The sequence below is a fragment of the Streptomyces sp. NPDC048057 genome (assembly GCF_040653095.1).
GTDB lineage: Bacteria > Actinomycetota > Actinomycetes > Streptomycetales > Streptomycetaceae > Streptomyces.
This window is the reverse complement of record NZ_JBEZNF010000004.1, coordinates 112,868-128,582: the sequence shown is the minus strand read 5'-3', so window position 1 is coordinate 128,582 and position 15,715 is coordinate 112,868. Positions and strand designations below refer to the sequence as shown.

General features: G+C 72.2%; 15 protein-coding genes. 9 read left to right on the top strand and 6 right to left on the bottom strand.

All coding sequences use genetic code 11. The features are described from left to right. Positions 1-97 precede the first annotated feature (97 nt). Positions 98-691, bottom strand: coding sequence for a DUF1877 family protein (locus tag AB0E05_RS05925; RefSeq protein ID WP_361959413.1), 594 nt, complete (start codon positions 689-691; stop codon positions 98-100). Further along, the gene (locus tag AB0E05_RS05920) at positions 681-2,144 is read right to left on the bottom strand and encodes an MFS transporter (protein WP_361959410.1); all 1,464 of its coding nucleotides are present in this window, start codon (positions 2,142-2,144) and stop codon (positions 681-683) included. The genes AB0E05_RS05925 and AB0E05_RS05920 overlap by 11 nt, the downstream gene beginning before the upstream one ends. A gap of 130 nt (positions 2,145-2,274) precedes the next feature. On the opposite strand from AB0E05_RS05920, the gene AB0E05_RS05915 reads away from it, so the two are divergent. Beyond that, positions 2,275-2,991: a TetR/AcrR family transcriptional regulator gene (locus AB0E05_RS05915; RefSeq protein ID WP_361959407.1), complete on the top strand. Its 717-nt coding sequence runs from the start codon at positions 2,275-2,277 to the stop codon at positions 2,989-2,991. Here AB0E05_RS05915 and AB0E05_RS05910 read toward each other — a convergent pair. Beyond that, positions 2,948-4,003, bottom strand: a complete 1,056-nt coding sequence (locus AB0E05_RS05910; protein ID WP_361959404.1) for a helix-turn-helix transcriptional regulator — start codon at positions 4,001-4,003, stop codon at positions 2,948-2,950. The genes AB0E05_RS05915 and AB0E05_RS05910 overlap by 44 nt on opposite strands. Positions 4,004-4,252: 249 nt before the next feature. On the opposite strand from AB0E05_RS05910, the gene AB0E05_RS05905 reads away from it, so the two are divergent. From AB0E05_RS05905 to AB0E05_RS05890, 4 genes are all read left to right on the top strand, one after another. Continuing rightward, positions 4,253-6,622, top strand: a complete 2,370-nt coding sequence (locus AB0E05_RS05905; RefSeq protein ID WP_361959401.1) for a glycosyl hydrolase family 18 protein — start codon at positions 4,253-4,255, stop codon at positions 6,620-6,622. A 337-nt stretch (positions 6,623-6,959) separates the two neighbouring features. After that, positions 6,960-7,286: a hypothetical protein gene (locus AB0E05_RS05900; RefSeq protein WP_361959398.1), complete on the top strand. Its 327-nt coding sequence runs from the start codon at positions 6,960-6,962 to the stop codon at positions 7,284-7,286. A 200-nt stretch (positions 7,287-7,486) separates the two neighbouring features. Then, a complete protein-coding gene (locus tag AB0E05_RS05895; RefSeq protein ID WP_361959395.1) occupies positions 7,487-8,074 on the top strand; it encodes an HhH-GPD-type base excision DNA repair protein in 588 nt (195 codons plus the stop codon). Positions 8,075-8,257: 183 nt separating this feature from the next. Continuing rightward, positions 8,258-9,775: a M28 family metallopeptidase gene (locus AB0E05_RS05890; protein WP_361959889.1), complete on the top strand. Its 1,518-nt coding sequence runs from the start codon at positions 8,258-8,260 to the stop codon at positions 9,773-9,775. 55 nt (positions 9,776-9,830) lie between these two features. Here AB0E05_RS05890 and AB0E05_RS05885 read toward each other — a convergent pair whose 3' ends face one another. Further along, positions 9,831-11,420 (bottom strand): helicase HerA-like domain-containing protein, encoded by a 1,590-nt coding sequence (locus tag AB0E05_RS05885; protein WP_361959392.1) that lies wholly within the window; start codon positions 11,418-11,420, stop codon positions 9,831-9,833. 193 nt (positions 11,421-11,613) lie between these two features. Between AB0E05_RS05885 and AB0E05_RS05880 the strand changes: the two genes are divergently transcribed. Both AB0E05_RS05880 and AB0E05_RS05875 read left to right on the top strand, forming a co-directional pair. After that, positions 11,614-11,910, top strand: coding sequence for a type II toxin-antitoxin system VapB family antitoxin (locus tag AB0E05_RS05880; protein WP_003955420.1), 297 nt, complete (start codon positions 11,614-11,616; stop codon positions 11,908-11,910). A gap of 153 nt (positions 11,911-12,063) precedes the next feature. After that, positions 12,064-12,699 carry a LytR C-terminal domain-containing protein gene (locus AB0E05_RS05875; RefSeq protein WP_361959389.1) on the top strand — a complete coding sequence of 212 codons (636 nt, stop codon included), beginning with the start codon at positions 12,064-12,066 and terminating at the stop codon, positions 12,697-12,699. 220 nt (positions 12,700-12,919) lie between these two features. On the opposite strand, the gene AB0E05_RS05870 is transcribed toward AB0E05_RS05875, so the two are convergent. Together AB0E05_RS05870 and upp are read right to left on the bottom strand one after the other, a co-directional pair. Further along, positions 12,920-14,011: an IS630 family transposase gene (locus AB0E05_RS05870; RefSeq protein WP_361959386.1), complete on the bottom strand. Its 1,092-nt coding sequence runs from the start codon at positions 14,009-14,011 to the stop codon at positions 12,920-12,922. A 34-nt stretch (positions 14,012-14,045) separates the two neighbouring features. Continuing rightward, complete coding sequence (upp, locus tag AB0E05_RS05865; protein ID WP_361959383.1) at positions 14,046-14,681, bottom strand: uracil phosphoribosyltransferase; 636 nt, start codon at positions 14,679-14,681, stop codon at positions 14,046-14,048. Positions 14,682-14,766: 85 nt separating this feature from the next. On the opposite strand from upp, the gene AB0E05_RS05860 reads away from it, so the two are divergent. Further along, a complete protein-coding gene (locus tag AB0E05_RS05860) occupies positions 14,767-15,021 on the top strand; it encodes a hypothetical protein (RefSeq protein ID WP_361959380.1) in 255 nt (84 codons plus the stop codon). A gap of 148 nt (positions 15,022-15,169) precedes the next feature. Then, complete coding sequence (locus AB0E05_RS05855) at positions 15,170-15,697, top strand: hypothetical protein (RefSeq protein ID WP_361959377.1); 528 nt, start codon at positions 15,170-15,172, stop codon at positions 15,695-15,697. Positions 15,698-15,715: the final 18 nt, after the last annotated feature.

The following is a 15,715-nucleotide window of genomic DNA, read 5'->3' as shown; positions in this document are numbered from 1 at the left end:
AGCCCCACCACCGGGCCGCGGGCGCCACGATCGCTCGATCAGCACGGCGCGACCGCACGCGGTGCGGCAACGGCGTCGCCCGCAGTGCGTCGGCGGCTCAGCACGTCGCCGTGAAGAGGACCGCGCGGGACGAGGACGCGGCGCGGGCGAAGAAGGTCCGGAGGTCCCCGAACGCCTCCCACGCGTGGTCGAACGCCGGGTCGTCACCGGCGCCCAGCAGTCGGAAGCGGCTCCGCAGCCAGCTCCGGCCCACCCCCGCCAGGGCCTCCGCGGTGCGGGCCGCTTCGGCGGGGGCGAGCAGGGAGGCCGCGAAGAAGTCGGGCGGGGCGGCCAGTCGGCGGGTGCCGAGGAAGGCGTACGTCAACGGGCCCGGCGGACGGCCCGATTCACCCGGCCCGGCCGTGACGCAGCGGTGCAGCACCAGCCACTGCCCGTCCGTCGCCACCCAGCAGCCGTCCCGCGTGCCGCACTCCGCCCGGTCCTCCAACTCCGCCACGTACGACTGCACGTCCTCCGGGTCCGCCGCCGCGAGGCGCGCCGCCGCAGCCGGGCCGATCGCGAAGTGCACGCCGAGCCCCGCGCCCGCGCCCGCGGCCGGGTCGAGCCGGGGGCGCGGGCCGCCCGCCCCCAGGACGGCGGCGAGGAGCAGCAGCCGTACGAGGGTGGCCGGCGGGCTCGACTCAGTGCGCATGGGGGACGCCCGTCATCTCGGGGCGGCCCCGCGGGACGAGGGCGACCGAAGCGAGCGCGCTGGCGCCCGCGACGACGGCGAGCAGTGCGTACGCGTCCGTGAACCCGGCGGTCGCACCGGCGCCGATGCCCGCCGCGGCGACCGTGGAGACCACGGCGACGCCGACCGAAGCGCCCACCTCGTGGAAGGTGTTGACGACTCCGGACGCGAGCCCCGCCTCCTCGTGCGCGACCATCGCGAGCGCCGTCGTCGTCGCCGTCACGAACACCGCGCCGACGCCCAGCGACGCCACGACGAGGCCGGGGACGAAGACGCCGTACACAGAGGAGTCGTCGGAGAGCAGCGCCAGCGGCACCGCGCCGGCCGTCGCGACGGCCGTGCCGCCCACCGCGCAGGCGCGGCTGCCGATCCGGCCGACCAGCCGGGAGCCCAGGTGCGCGCCGAGACCGACGCCGACCGCGACCGGCAGGAAGGCGAGACCGGTCTTGAGCGGGCCGAAGCCGCGCGCGTGCTGGAGGTACATCGAGCCGAGGAAGAAGAAGGAGATCAGCAGCGCGGTGGCGACCAGCATCAGGAACGAGCCGGCGACCACCGGACGGCGGGTGAGCATCCGCAGGTCCATCAGCGGTGCGCGGGAGGCGCGTTCGACCGCCGCGAACGCCGCGTACAGCACGGCCGAGCCGGCGAGGGCGAGCAGGGTCACGGCATCGCCCCAGCCGTCGTCGCCGGCGTGCACGAGCCCGTAGATCAGCGCACCGGTCGCGGTGGTGACGAGGAGCGCGCCGGGCACGTCCAGCCGGGCGGCGGTACGGGCCCCGGGCGCGGCGGCCGGCACCAGCGCGGGGAGTACGGCGAGGACCGCGAGGCCGACGGGCACGTTCACGTAGAAGACCCACTGCCAGCCCGGCCCTTCGGTGAGCGCACCGCCGATCAGCACGCCGAACGCCGAGCCGGTGCCGCCGATCGCCGCCCACACGCCGAGCGCGCGGTTGCGCTCCGGGCCGTGGAAGGAGGTGGTGACGACCGCGAGCGCAGCGGGGGAGAGCAGCGCCGCGCCGACGCCCTGCGCGAGCCGGCCGCCGATCAGCAGTTCCGCGCTCTGCGCGAGCCCGGTGACCAGGGACGCGGCGGTGAAGACGGCGAGGCCGGCGAGGAGCACGCGGCGGGTGCCCAGGGTGTCCGCGAGCCGGCCGCCGAGCAGCATCAGGCCGCCGAAGGCGAGGGTGTACGCGGTGACGACCCAGGTCAGGGCGGCACGGTCGAGGTCGAGGTCGGCGGCCATGTCGGGGAGCGCGACGTTCACCACGGTCACGTCGAGGACCAGCATGAACTGCGCCAGGCAGATGACGGCGAGCGCGGCCCAGCGGCGCGGGGGCGGCGGCGGGTGCTGCGCGGCGCCGGTGTGCGGGTGGCCGTGCTGGTGGCCGTGCGGATGGGCGTCGGTTGCGGACATGGCTGCTCCTTGGGAGGGCGGCAAAGGGAGGAGGGGCGCCGGACGGTAGGGACATCTGTGGGTGGCCGGGCCCCCGATAACTGAACCGTACAGTTCAGTTCACGTGAACTCAACCGTACAGTTCAGATGGATGGGTACGATCGAGGGCGTGGACACCGTGGACACCAACCGCCCCAGCGAGCCGAGCGGACCTCGCGGCCCCCGCGCCGAGCGGAAGCGGCAGGCCATCGTCACCGCCGCCCGCACCCTCTTCCTGCGCGACGGCTTCGGCGTCGGCATGGACGCCATCGCCGCCGAGGCGGGCGTCTCCAAGGTGACGGTCTACAACCACTTCGGCAGCAAGGAAGCGCTGTTCACCGCGGTGGTCGCGGGCGCGGTCGACCAGCCGGTGACGGGCCGGCCGGGGCCCGACCAACCGGCGGCCGGGGCCGGGGCGTCCGGGGCCGTCGCTCGTCTCGACCGTCTCGCCGACGCCGACGACCTGCGCGCCGCCTTCGTCGAGACCGCCCGCGCCTGGGTCCGCGCCGTGCGCGAGGACCATGAACTCGCCGCCCTGCGCACCCTCGTCGCCGCCGAGCTGCACCGCTTCCCCGACCTGGCGCGCGCCTGGCGCGAGGGCAGCCCCACCAGCCACCACCCGGAGGTCGCCCGGGCGCTACGGACCCTCGCCGACCGCGGCCGACTGGTCATCCCCGACCTGGAGGTGGCCACGATCCAGCTCCACGCACTGCTGGTCCATCCGCACCTGGTCTTCGGGCACTACGGCGCGACCATCGACGACGAGCTGACGGAGCAACTGGTCGTCAGCGGTGTGGACATGTTCCTGGACCATTACGCACCGCGCTGATCCCGTGGCCCGCGGCCTGGAGCCCCGCCTGGAAGCGGGTGCGGGCGCCCAACTCGTTCATGATCCGCCGCATCCGGCGCTCCACCGTGCGCTGCGCGACGCCCAGCCGACGGGCGATGGCCCGGTCCGTCAGTCCGGCCGCGGACAGCGTCAGCAGCTGCTGGTCGGCGGCGGACAGCGGGCCGTCCGCCCCTTCGTCCCCTGCCGGTACGGAGCGCTCCCACAGCAACTCGTACAACGTCAGCAGCCCGTCGAGCAGCGCGGAGGCGCGCAGCAGCAGGGCGCCCTCCTCCGCGTCCGGGCCCTGACCGGGGCCCCGCACCAGCGCGGTGCGGCGGTCCACGACGACCAGCGCGAGCGGTGCCGGCTCGACGAGCACCCGGCCCTCCACCCCGGGGGGCGCGGGCGCCGGCCCGGGGTCGTACAGGGCCCGGCGTACGACAGGGGACGTCCCCGGCACTCCCAGGGCCGCACCGGGGTCCGGCACTCCCAAGGTCAGCACCTCCTCGCGCGCCACCGCCTGGAGTCGGCGCGCCATCCGGTCCAGGGACGGGCCGTCGCCGCCGAGCCGTTGCAGCGCCGGGCCCTCCTCGGGGCCCGCCGCGCGGAACGCATCGGTGAGCGCGACCGCGGCGAGCCGGGCCCGGGCGATCTCCTCCTCGCGCCGACGCGCGAGCGCGTCGAGCACCACGTCCGGCGGGGCGGGGGTGAAGCGCACCGGGCGGCAGGCCGTCCGCAGCAGCATGCCGCGTCGCTCCAGCGCGCGGGTGCGGCGGCGGACGCGGGCGGCGTTCCAACCGGTGGCGGTGGCGAGTTCGGCGACGGTCGCCCGGGGGCGGGTCAGCAGCGCCCGGTACAGGAACTCCTCGTCGGGCGGGACGCCGAGTGCCGCGAGCCCGCCCGGGCGCCGCGCGCCGTCGACGTCCTCGTCGGTGCCTGATTCCGCGCCCGCGTCCGGCCCCGCGCCCGCGCCCGCGCCCGTGCTCGCGTCGGTGCCCGTCGTGCCGCTCATGTCGTGCCGCCCATGACGCCTCCCGGCGAAACCCGGTCGAGCCCGGTCAGGAGTACGCAAGGAAAGGTACAGACCACCACGCCCCGCCCACCACCCGCCGGCGACGGAATGCCGACACTGGCGGAAAGCCACTGCTTCCGCCGTCTTCCCGATTGGTCCAGACCAGGTAGCTTGAGGGGTTGATCGACTGAACGGTCGAGCGGTTGATCGTCCTGAGCACGGCCACGCACCCCTACCGCAGGGAGAGCCATGTTCACGAGAACCCACCCCCACAGAGACCCCCACGAAGACCCCCACAGATCCCGGCGCCGACGCCCGACCCCGCGCGGCGCCGCGCGCAAGCTGCGCAACCGCATCGCCGCGGCGCTCGCCGCCCTCGCCCTCCCCCTGGCCACCCTCACCGGCCTCGCCGCCTCCCCCGCGCAGGCCGCCGGCACCCTCACCGCCACCTTCTCCACCGAGAACAACGGCTCCTGGTGGCGCGGCGTCTACACCATCCACAACAGCGGCACCACCGCCGTCAACGGCTGGACGCTGGAGTTCGACCTGCCCGCCGGCGTCACCGTCACCGGCCACTACCACGGCGACGCCACCGTCAACGGCCGTCGCGTCACCGTGAAGAACGCCCACTACAACGGCACGATCCCGGCCGGCGGCACCAGCAACCCCTGGAGCTATTGGTTCATCGGCAACGGCCCCGTGGGCACCCCCACCGCCTGCACCGTGAACGGCGACAAGTGCGACGGCACCCCGGACAAGCCGCCGACCGCGCCGAGCACCCCGCGCGCCACCTCCGTCACCGCGCGCACCGCCGCCCTCGCCTGGGACGCGGCGACCCCCGGTGACTACCCCGTCGCCTCGTACGACGTGCTCAACGGCAGTGCCGTGGTGGCGGGTTCCACCGCCGGCGCGACCGAAGCCATCGTCACCGGGCTGACCCCGGCGACCGCCTACTCCTTCACCGTCCGTGCCAAGGACACCCGGGGCAACCTCGGCCCGCCGAGCGCCCCGCTGGCGCTGCGCACGGTCGACCCGGCGAGCGACCCGACCCCGCCGACCGCCCCGGGCAACCTGCGCACCACCGCGAAGACCGCCTCCTCGGTGAGCCTCGCCTGGAACGCCTCCACCGACAACGTCGCCGTCGCCGCGTACGACGTCTTCCGCGGCGCCACCCTGGTCAAGTCGGTCACCACCACCGCGGCCACCGTCACCGGGCTCTCCCCGGCGACGGCCTACACCTTCACCGTCAAGGCGCGCGACACCGCCGACAACTCCTCGCCCGCCTCGGGCGCCCTCGCCGTCACCACCGATGACGTCGCCGGCCCCGGGAACCACCTCAAGGTCGGCTACTTCATCCAATGGGGCCTGTACGGGCGGCAGTACTTCGTCAAGAACCTCGACACCTCCGGCGCCGCCGCGAAGCTGGACGTTGTCAACTACGCCTTCGAGAACGTCGACCCGGTCAACCTGACCTGCCAGGCCGGGGTCACCAAGGGCATATCCGGCAATCCGCAGGACCCGGATGAGGGCACCGGCGCGGGCGACGCGGACGCCGACTACGGCCGGCCGTTCTCCGCCGCCCAGTCCGTGGACGGCGTCGCGGACGACGGCTGGGGCAAGCTGCGCGGCAACTTCAACCAGATCAAGAAGCTGAAGGCCAAGCACCCGCACCTGAAGTTCGTGGTCTCGCTCGGCGGCTGGACGTTCTCCAAGTTCTTCTCGGACGCCGCCGCCACCCCGGCCTCGCGGGAGAAGTTCGTCCGCTCCTGCGTGGACGTCTGGATCAAGGGCAACCTGCCCGTCTACAACGGCGCGGGCGGCCCCGGCACCGGCGCCGGCGTCTTCGACGGCATCGACATCGACTGGGAGTGGCCGGGCGCCGAGGGCCACCCGGGCAACCACTGGAAGGCGGCCGACAAGGACAACCTCACCGCGCTGCTGGCCGAGTTCCGCAAGCAACTCGACGCGCTCGGCGGCGAGCACCGGCTGCTGACCGCCTTCACCCCCGCCGACCCGGCGAAGATCGCGGCCGGCTGGGACCTGACGAAGATCTTCGACTACCTCGACTACGCCAACGTCCAGGGCTACGACTTCCACGGCTCCGGCAGCGACAACTCCTGGGAGCCGCTGCGCACCGGCCACCAGGCCAATCTGCACCGGGACGCCCAGGACCCGTACCCCTTCGACTTCAGCGTCGAGCGGGCCGTACAGACCTACCTCGACGCCGGCGTCAACCCGCGCAAGCTCACGGTCGGCTTCCCCTTCTACGGCCGGGGCTGGAAGGACGTCGCCGCGGGCGCGCCCGGGGTGAACGGCGAATGGCAGACCGCGAACGGCGCGGCCCCCGGACAGTTCGCCGAGGAGGCGGGCATCAGGGGCTACCACAACATGATGACCAGCTACCCGAACATGACCGTGCACCACGACCCGCAGTCGATCTCCACGTACGGTTACACCGGCCCTGGCGGGACGTGGTGGAGCTTCGACGACACCTGGTCCATCGGCAGGAAGGCCGAGTGGATCAAGTCCAAGGGGCTGCTCGGCGCCATGGTCTGGGAGATGTCCGGTGACACTCCGACCGGAACGCTGATGAACGCCCTGCACGCCGGGCTGCCCTGAGCCGCCGACGGCGGGTGAGCCCGGCCCGCGAACGCGGTGGTCGTGCGTCCGTGCGGGACGTGCGACCACCGTGGCTCCCCCGCGCGACCGCGGCGGCCCGCACGCACCACCGCTCCGGACGAAACGTGCGGGACGACCGTGCTCGTCCAGCAGTTCGGCGCCCATCCGACTCGCCCCCTCCGTGCTAGTGCGTCCGGGTTTTTCTTATAGACCGAACGAGTGAATTGTGTGTTTGCTCGGTTTACCGCCGTGACCTCCTGGCCGGTTTGGCGGATACACCCCGCGAGCACCGCGTTCCGACTCCTTACGACCCGATCCCACGCAGGCGGAGACGACATTGACCAGGACCACGCACGCCCGGCTCATACTGACCGCACTCGGCGCGACGGCTCTCGCCGCCACGTTCCCCACCGGCACTGCCGCCGCCGACGAGACCCGCAACGGCCACCAGCTCTCGCTGGTCTCGATCGGCCAGATCGACGACCCGGCGGAGGACGTCCTGGAACACGCCGTGATCCTCAAGGACGCCTCGATCCTCTCCCCGACGCACCACCACCATCACCCCGGTGCCGAACCGGCCGCCGAGACCCCGGCGCCGGAAGCCGCTGAAGCCCCGCAAGCCGCTGAAGCCGCCGAAGCCCCGGAGGCTCCCGCCGCCGAGTAGCGATCCGAACACGGGCGCGCACCACGCGCCCCGCGAGCCCACCGGGGCCCCCGCTGTACACGGCGGCGGGGGTCCCGGTGTCCTTGATGTCCATGGTCCCTGGATTCCCGCCCCCACCCGGCGTACGCCCGCGTGGCGAGTACACGCCGCCCGGACGCGGATCGCTGGCGGGCCGCCCCCGCCCGGGTGACCATCGGTACATGAGTCCCACGATCCACCTCGCCCAGCAGCCCGAGGCGGACGCGCTGCTGAGCCGCAGCCCGCTCGCCGCGCTCGTCGGCATGCTGCTCGACCAGCAGGTCCCGATGGAGTGGGCGTTCTCCGGCCCGTACACCATCGCCAGCCGCATGGGCCGGGACGACCTGGACGCCGCCGAGATCGCCGCGTACGCCCCCGACGCCTTCGCCGACCTGCTGAAGGAGAAGCCGGCCGTCCACCGCTATCCGGGAAACATGGCCAAGCGCGTGCAGACCCTCTGCCAGTACCTCGTCGACACCTACGACGGCGAGCCGACCGCGATCTGGAGCGACGCCGCCGACGGGGCCGAGTTGCTGGCCCGGCTGAAGGCGCTGCCCGGGTTCGGCGAACAGAAGGCGCGGATCTTCCTGGCCCTGCTCGGCAAGCAGTTCGACGTGCGGCCCCCGGGCTGGCGGGAGGCGGCCGGTGCGTACGGCGAGGAGGGGTCGTACCGCTCCGCGGCCGACATCACCGGTCCGGAGTCCCTGGCCAAGGTCCGGTCCCACAAGCAGGAGATGAAGCGCGCCGCCCGGGCGAAGAAGACGTCCTGAAAGTCCCGGTCCGTCAGTTCCCCTGCCTACGGGGCGAGGTGACGCCGGAAGGGGCCGGCGACGTGAGTTGGGGCACAAGCGTTCCCTTAGGAGGCCGGCCCCCGCTAGCTTCCGGTTTCGACATGTCCATTACGTGACGTCCACGACGGAAGGAATCAGGTGAAGGCAACTCGTCACAGAGCCGTGGCTGCCCTGGCCGCCGCCGCACTTGCGACACCGCTGCTGCTGGCCTCCGCGTCCCCCGCTTCGGCCGACCGCCACTCGCCGGCCGAGCGCGACGCGCGCACGGCCGCGAAGCTCGCGGCGAAGCTGGTCAAGAAGTCCTCCGCGGACGACGCCCACGAACACCTGGAGAAGTTCCAGCAGATAGCGGACTCCACCGGCAACCGGGCAGCCGGCACCCTCGGGTACGACGCCTCCGCCGCGTACGTGTACCAGCAGCTGAAGAAGTTCGGCTACGACGTCTCGTACCAGCCGTTCCAGTTCCCGTACATCGAGACGCAGGCCGAGAAGCTGACGGTCGTCTCGCCCGCGCCGCGCTCCGTCCAGGTCACCGCGATGGACTACACCAAGTCCACCCCGGCCGGCGGCACCACCGCCGACCTCGCGGCCGTCCCCGTGGACGACACCACCGGCTGTGAGCCCGCCGACTACGCGGCCGGCGCCTTCACCGGGAAGATCGCCCTGATCAAGCGCGGCGGCTGCACCTTCGCGCAGAAGCAGGCCACCGCGGCGGACGCGGGCGCCGTCGCCGCGCTCGTCTACAACAACGCCGAAGGCTCGATGGGCGGCACCCTCGGCGACCCGGCCGGGGTGAAGATCCCCACTGGCGGACTGATCCAGGCCGAGGGCGAGAAGCTCGTCGGCGAGCTGGCGAACGGGCCCGTGCGGATCACCCTGGAGCTGCGGCAGCTCCAGGAGACCCGCACCACCCGGAACGTGATCGCGGAGACCAAGCACGGCAACGCGGCGAACACGGTCATGCTCGGCGCCCACCTCGACAGCGTCTCCGAAGGCGCCGGCATCAACGACAACGGCTCCGGCTCCGCCGGTCTGCTGGAGGTCGCCGAGGAGCTGGCCAAGGCCGAGAAGCGGCCCACGAACAAGATCCGCTTCGCCTGGTGGTCCGCCGAGGAGAACGACCTGCTCGGCTCGAAGGCGTACGTCGCCGGCCTCAGCTCCCTCGGCAAGAAGGAGATCAAGGCGTACCTCAACTTCGACATGATCGCCTCGCCGAACTACGGCATCTTCATCTACGACGGCGACAACTCCGACGGCGTCGGCGCCGGACCGGGCCCCAAGGGCTCGGAGCAGATCGAGCGCGACATGCAGAAGTTCCTGGACGGGCGGGGCACCCCGCACGAGGGCTCGGACTTCACCGGCCGCTCCGACTACGGCCCGTTCATCGCCGCCGGCATCCCCTCCGGCGGCCTCTTCACCGGCGCCGAGGTCAAGAAGACCCCGGCGCAGGCCGCGAAGTTCGGCGGCACGGCCGGGATCTCGTACGACCCGAACTACCACAGCGCCGGGGACGACCTGAACAACGTCAACATGACGGCGTTCGGGATCAACATCGGCATCATCGCCAACGCGACCGGCACCTACGCCCACGACATCAGCTCGCTGAGCAAGCCGGTCGCCCCGGCCGCGAGCACCGGTGAGGGCACCACCAACGGCGGCCACTCCGCGGTGACGGAGTAACAGCCCCGGCGACCTCCCGGCGGAGGCGCGGGCGGGCCTTTCGCAGGCCCCCCGGTCAGCGCTTCCGCCGGGCGGTCCCGAACAGGGACCGGGTGATCTCCCGCCCCAACTGGGTCCCCACCGACCGGGCCAGCGACGTGAAGGCGCTGCTCCCCACCACCTGCGAGACCAGGGAGTCCTGCTCCTTCGGGGTCGGCGGGCGCCCAGCAGCCGGCGGCTCCTTCTCGGGAGCGGGCGCCTCCGCCTTCTCCGGGGCGGGCGCCGGTGCCGTTCGCGCGGTGAGCTTCTCGTACGCCGACTCCCGGTCCTCCTCCTGCGCGTACCGCCCGTACAACGGCGACGCCCGCACCGCCGAGTCCAGCGCCGCCGCCTCGATCGGCCCCATCAGCGACTGCGGCGCCCGCAGCCGGGTCGCCGCGACCGGCGTCGGCGCGCCCGACTCGCTGAGCACGGTCACCACCGCCTCGCCCGTACCGAGCCCGGTCAGCACGTCCTCCAGGTCGTACGGCGAGTTCGGGAACGTCTGCACGGTCGCCTTCAGCGCCTTGGCGTCCTCCGGGGTGAAGGCGCGCAGCGCGTGCTGCACCCGGTTCCCCAACTGCCCCAGCACGTCGGACGGCACGTCCTTCGGCGTCTGCGTGACGAAGAAGACCCCGACGCCCTTCGACCTGATCAGCCGCACGGTCTGGGTGATCGCCGCCAGGAACGCCTTCGTCGCGCCGGTGAACAGCAGGTGCGCCTCGTCGAGGAAGAACACCAGCTTCGGCCGCTCCACGTCGCCGACCTCCGGCAGGTCGTGGAAGAGGTCCGCCAACAGCCACATCAGGAAGGTGGAGAAGAGCTGCGGCCGGTCCTGCACGGCGGCCAGCTCCAGCACCGACACCACGCCCCGCCCGTCGTCGGCCGTGCGCAGCAGCTCCCCGGTGTCGAACTCGGGCCGGCCGAAGAAGCTGCCGGCGCCCTGCTGTTCGAAGGCGGTGAGGGAGCGCAGGATGACGCCGGCGGTCGCCGCCGACAGCCCGCCGATGGTCTTCAGCTCCGCCCGGCCCTCGTCGGAGACCAGGAACGCGACCACCGCCCGCAGGTCCTTGATGTCGTCCAGCTCCAGGCCCTTGGCGTCCGCGTAGTGGAAGACCAGGCCGAGCGACTGCTCCTGGGTCTGGTTGAGCTGGAGCACCTTGGCCAGCAGCACCGGGCCGAAGCTGGTGACGGTCGCCCGGACGGGGATGCCGGGGCCGATCCCGCCGAGCCCGTAGAACTCGGCGGGGAAGCCGCGGGCCGTCCACTCCTGGCCCACCTCGGCGGCGCGCTGCTGCACCCGGTCCCCCGGCTGGCCCGGCGCGGCGATCCCGGACACGTCGCCCTTCACGTCCGCGAGGAAGACGGGGACGCCGGCGGCCGAGAGCTGCTCCGCGAGGAGCTGGAGCGTCTTCGTCTTGCCCGTGCCGGTCGCGCCGGCGACCAGCCCGTGGCGGTTGAGCATCGCCAGCGGCACGCGGATCGGGGCGTCGGCGAGGCAACGGCCGTCCCACAGCAGTGCGCCGAGGTCGAGGGCGGCGGCGGACGGGGCGTACCCCGCGGCGATGGTCCGCGCCGGCTCCGGAAGGCTCCCGTCGCCGGCGGCGCTGCTCGTGCTCTCGGCCATGCGGCCCCCAGATCTCCCGGTTTCGCCGATCGACTGCGCACCGAGCCGTGCTCCACGGCTCGTCGACAGCTCTTCGACGTCTCGTCCACGGCTCTTCGACCGCTGATCGAAATCTGCTTTGTCAGGCTTCGACCAGGATCGCACCGGCCCGCCATGGCTGCGCCCGGAGGGGCTTGACCGGTAGGCTTTCCGTGTGATCTTCAAGCGCATCGGAAACGGCCGGCCTTACCCCGACCATGGCCGGGAATCCACCCGGCAGTGGGCGGACGTCGCGCCGCGCCCGGTCCGCCTCGATCAGCTCGTGACCACCAAGGGGCAGCTCGACCTGGAGACGCTCCTCGCGGAGGACTCGACGTTCTACGGCGACCTCTTCGCGCACGTCGTGAAGTGGCAGGGCGACCTCTATCTGGAGGACGGACTGCACCGCGCGGTGCGCGCCGCCCTCCAGCAGCGCCAGGTGCTGCACGCCCGCGTGCTCGAACTGGGCTGACGCCCGACGTCCCCGGACGGGCCGACGCCCGGGGCGCGTCCCGCCTGATCGGCGGCGCCCCACTGATCCTTTCGGGCCCATTCCAGGGCCGTACGGGGGTCACGCGTTGATCATCTTGTACGCACGGCGGGCCGGTCGCACTACGCTGCGACCATGAGCATGCTGACTCCTCCCGGGATGGGGGGAAAGTACCGCATCACGGGCGACAAGTACCCCCGGATGCGCCGCCCCCGCAATCGCCGCAGGATCGTCACGGCGGCCGTCGCCGGCGTGGTGGCCCTCGGCCTGGCCGGTTGGGGAACGGTCCAGCTCATCGACGCCTTCACCGGCGGCTCCGACAAGGAGACCACGGCGTCCCGCAAGGCCGGCTGCCAGCCGGCGAAGAACACCGCCACGCCCCCGCCGGCCGCGCCGATCACCCTCAAGCCGGCCCAGGTGACGGTGAACGTCTACAACGCGACCCCGCGCGGCGGTCTCGCCAAGGCGGCGGCCGACGAGCTGAAGGCCCGCGGCTTCACCATCGGCAAGGTGGGCAACGCCACGGCGGAGTACGACAAGAAGGTGCCGGGAGCGGCGGTCCTGCTGGGGGCACCCGGGGCGACGAAGGGACCGTTCTCCGTGCTGTCCACGCAGCTCTCCGGCGCGACGACGAAGACGGACGCGCGCACGACCGGCGACGTCGACCTGATCCTCGGCACGTCCTTCACCGCGCTCGCCCCGAAGCCGACGGCGGAGCAGGCGCTGGTGGCCCTGGCGAAGCCGGCCCCCAAGTCCAAGACCACCTGCTGAACCGCGCCGCCGTGACGCGCGGACTGAGCTAGGGCGTGTCTTACGGATCTTGCTGGGCTCGCGTGCCCTGGCACCATTCCCCCTGGGCCTTCGGCCCGGGAGGTACCCCCACTCCGCGTTGTCGTCGGTCGCCAATACTCCGCATTGGCTCCCTCCTCCGCCTTGAGATCCACGGCACCAGACCCCGCTCCCTCATCCAGCCTGATCCGTAAGACAGGCCCTAGTGACCTGAGTCGGAGATTCGTCGGCAGTAGGCGGCGACTTTGTCGAGGATCTCGTCGGCTGTCTTGGTCCAGACGAAGGGTCGTGGGTGCTCGTTCCAGTCGGCGAGCCATGCCCGGATGTCGCGTTCGAGGGCTGGGACGGAGCGGTGGACGCCGCGCTTGAGCTTCTTCTGTGTGAGCTCGGCGAACCACCGCTCGACCAGGTTCAGCCACGAAGCACTCGTCGGTGTGAAGTGCAGGTGGAACCGTGGATGGGCCAGCAGCCACTTCTTGATGTCCGGCGTCTTGTGGGTCGCGTAGTTGTCGAGGATCAGGTGGACGTCCAGCCCTGCGGGCACCTCCCTGTCGAGTTTGGCCAGGAACTTTTTGAACTCGGTGGCGCGGTGGCGGCGGTGGAGGGAGCCGATGACTTTGCCGGTGGCGACTTCGAGGGCGGCGAAGAGGGTGGTGGTGCCGGCGCGGATGTAGTCGTGGCTGCGGCGTTCGGGGACTCCGGGCATCATCGGCAGGACCGGCTGGGACCGGTCCAGGGCCTGGATGGAGGACTTCTCGTCCACGCAGAGCACGAGTGCCTTCTCCGGTGGGTCGAGGTAGAGGCCGACGACATCGCGGACCTTGTCGATGAAGAACGGGTCGGTGGAGAGTTTGAAGGTCTGCGAGCGGTGCGGGGCGAGGGCGAACGCCCTCCAGATCCGGGAGACCGCCGACTGCGACATCCCGGTCGCTGCGGCCATGGACCGTGTCGACCAGTGGGTGGCGTTGCGCGGTGTTTCCTCCAGGGTTTTGACGATCACCCGCTCGACGTCCGCGTCGGTGATCTTCCTGGGGACACCCGGCCGTGGCTCGTCGCACAGGCCCTCCAGGCCCCGTTCGATGAACCGGCGGCGCCAGGTGCGGACCGTGTCCGCGACGACGCCCACCCGGCGGGCCACCTCCGCGATCGAGTGGCCTTCGGCGGACTCCAGCACGATCCGCGATCTCTGGGCCAGAGCCTGGGCCGTCGAACGACGACGAACCCAGCCCTCCAGCACCACCCTCTGGGCATCGGTCAACGACAACGGAGGAATCTTCGGTCCAGGACGACTCACACCCCAACCAACGACAAACCTCCGACTCAGGTCACTAGTCCGCCGTGCCGTACATGCGGTCGCCCGCGTCGCCGAGCCCCGGCACGATGTAGCCGTGCTCGTTCAGCCGCTCGTCGACGGCCGCGGTCACGACCGTCACCGGAGTGCCCTCCAGCTCCCGCTCCATGATCTCCACGCCCTCGGGCGCCGCGAGGAGCACCACCGCGGTCACGTCGTCGGCGCCCCGCGCGATCAGCTCGCGGATCGCCGCGACGAGCGTGCCACCGGTCGCCAGCATCGGATCGAGCACGTACACCTGCCGCCCGGACAGGTCCTCCGGCATCCGCGTGGCGTACGTGGACGCCTCCAGCGTCTCCTCGTTGCGGATCATCCCGAGGAAGCCGACCTCGGCCGTCGGCAGCAGCCGGACCATGCCGTCCAGCATCCCGAGCCCCGCCCGCAGGATCGGCACGACCAGGGGACGCGGGTGCGACAGCTTCACCCCGGTGGTCCTGGTCACCGGCGTGTCGATGTCGACCTGCTCGGTGCGCACGTCCCGGGTCGCCTCGTACGCGAGCAGGGTGACCAGCTCGTCGGCGAGCCGCCGGAAGGTCGGGGAGTCGGTGCGCCTGTCGCGCAACGTCGTGAGCTTGTGCGCCACCAGCGGGTGGTCGACAACGTGGATCCGCATGCCGTCCACAGTAGCCCGGCTCGCATCAAGCGAGGTGAGCGAGGGAAGGTGGAGGCTTACGTAGAGCCGTGGGGTGGTGAGGCCCGTGCCGGAGCCGGAGGACGCAGAGCACGTAGAGAAGGAGCGCGCGGAGCGCCGGGAGGAGCGCGCGGAGCAGGAGGAGCCGGGCAACCGCGGTGAGCGGGACGAGTCCGCGGAGGACGCCGAACGCCGCCGGCGCCGCGCCGCCTTCCTGCGCGAGCTGAACGAGGCGAAGGCGCTGCGGGACCGCGTCCAGCCCCGGCGCGCCAGGGCCGCCCGGATGCGCCAGCAGATGCGCATGCGGACCTTCCGCTGGTAACTCCGATGGAGCGCGCAAAACAACTGGTGGCCGACGCAACGACGGAAGACCTCTCGCAAAGCTCCGGTTTCTGCCACGATTCCGATTGGGCGGGGCACTCATGCCGCGCCGCCCGGTCGTCACACCTCTGATCAGTGGGAGAGTCACGGTGTACTTCGCCGCACTGCTCGCGCGCACTCAAGACGGGTGGGAAGCGAGCGACACAGAGCTCGACGATGTTGAGACCCTGTCGGACCTGGCCGACCTGGCCCGGGACGCCTCGATCGACGAGGACACGGTGATCCTCTTCATCGAGCAGGAGGGCGCCTGGTTCGCCCTCGTCCGGGTGGAGGGCGAGGACGACCCCCGGGTCTTCGTCTCCAACGCGGCCTCGGCCGCCCGCTCCTCGTACGGGGAGATCCTGACCAACGAGCTGCTCGGCGGGGACGATGACGACCCGGCCGGCGACCTCGACGCCCTCGACCTCGACGGCACCGAAGACGGTGAGCCGGACACGGAGGACGACGACGCTCCGCCCGGCACCGACGGCGCCGTCCCCGCGGGACCGGCCGGCGACGGCGACCTCCTCGCCGACTTCGGCCTGTCCCAGACCGACCTGCTGACCCTGGACACCGACGTCCTGGGAGAGATCGCCGAAGCGCTGGGCGCGGGCGAAGTCCTGGAGGCCGTGCGCTAGTGACGGAAGTGGCAGCGG

What these genes read in the sequence shown, in the direction of transcription:
- AB0E05_RS05925 (WP_361959413.1), bottom strand. Translation starts at nt 691, where the DNA reads ATGCGCACTGAGTCGAGCCCGCCGGCCACCCTCGTACGGCTGCTGCTC.
- AB0E05_RS05920 (WP_361959410.1), bottom strand. Translation starts at nt 2,144, where the DNA reads ATGTCCGCAACCGACGCCCATCCGCACGGCCACCAGCACGGCCACCCG.
- AB0E05_RS05915 (WP_361959407.1), top strand. Translation starts at nt 2,275, where the DNA reads ATGGGTACGATCGAGGGCGTGGACACCGTGGACACCAACCGCCCCAGC.
- AB0E05_RS05910 (WP_361959404.1), bottom strand. Translation starts at nt 4,003, where the DNA reads ATGAGCGGCACGACGGGCACCGACGCGAGCACGGGCGCGGGCGCGGGC.
- AB0E05_RS05905 (WP_361959401.1), top strand. Translation starts at nt 4,253, where the DNA reads ATGTTCACGAGAACCCACCCCCACAGAGACCCCCACGAAGACCCCCAC.
- AB0E05_RS05895 (WP_361959395.1), top strand. Translation starts at nt 7,487, where the DNA reads ATGAGTCCCACGATCCACCTCGCCCAGCAGCCCGAGGCGGACGCGCTG.
- AB0E05_RS05885 (WP_361959392.1), bottom strand. Translation starts at nt 11,420, where the DNA reads ATGGCCGAGAGCACGAGCAGCGCCGCCGGCGACGGGAGCCTTCCGGAG.
- AB0E05_RS05875 (WP_361959389.1), top strand. Translation starts at nt 12,064, where the DNA reads ATGAGCATGCTGACTCCTCCCGGGATGGGGGGAAAGTACCGCATCACG.
- upp (WP_361959383.1), bottom strand. Translation starts at nt 14,681, where the DNA reads ATGCGGATCCACGTTGTCGACCACCCGCTGGTGGCGCACAAGCTCACG.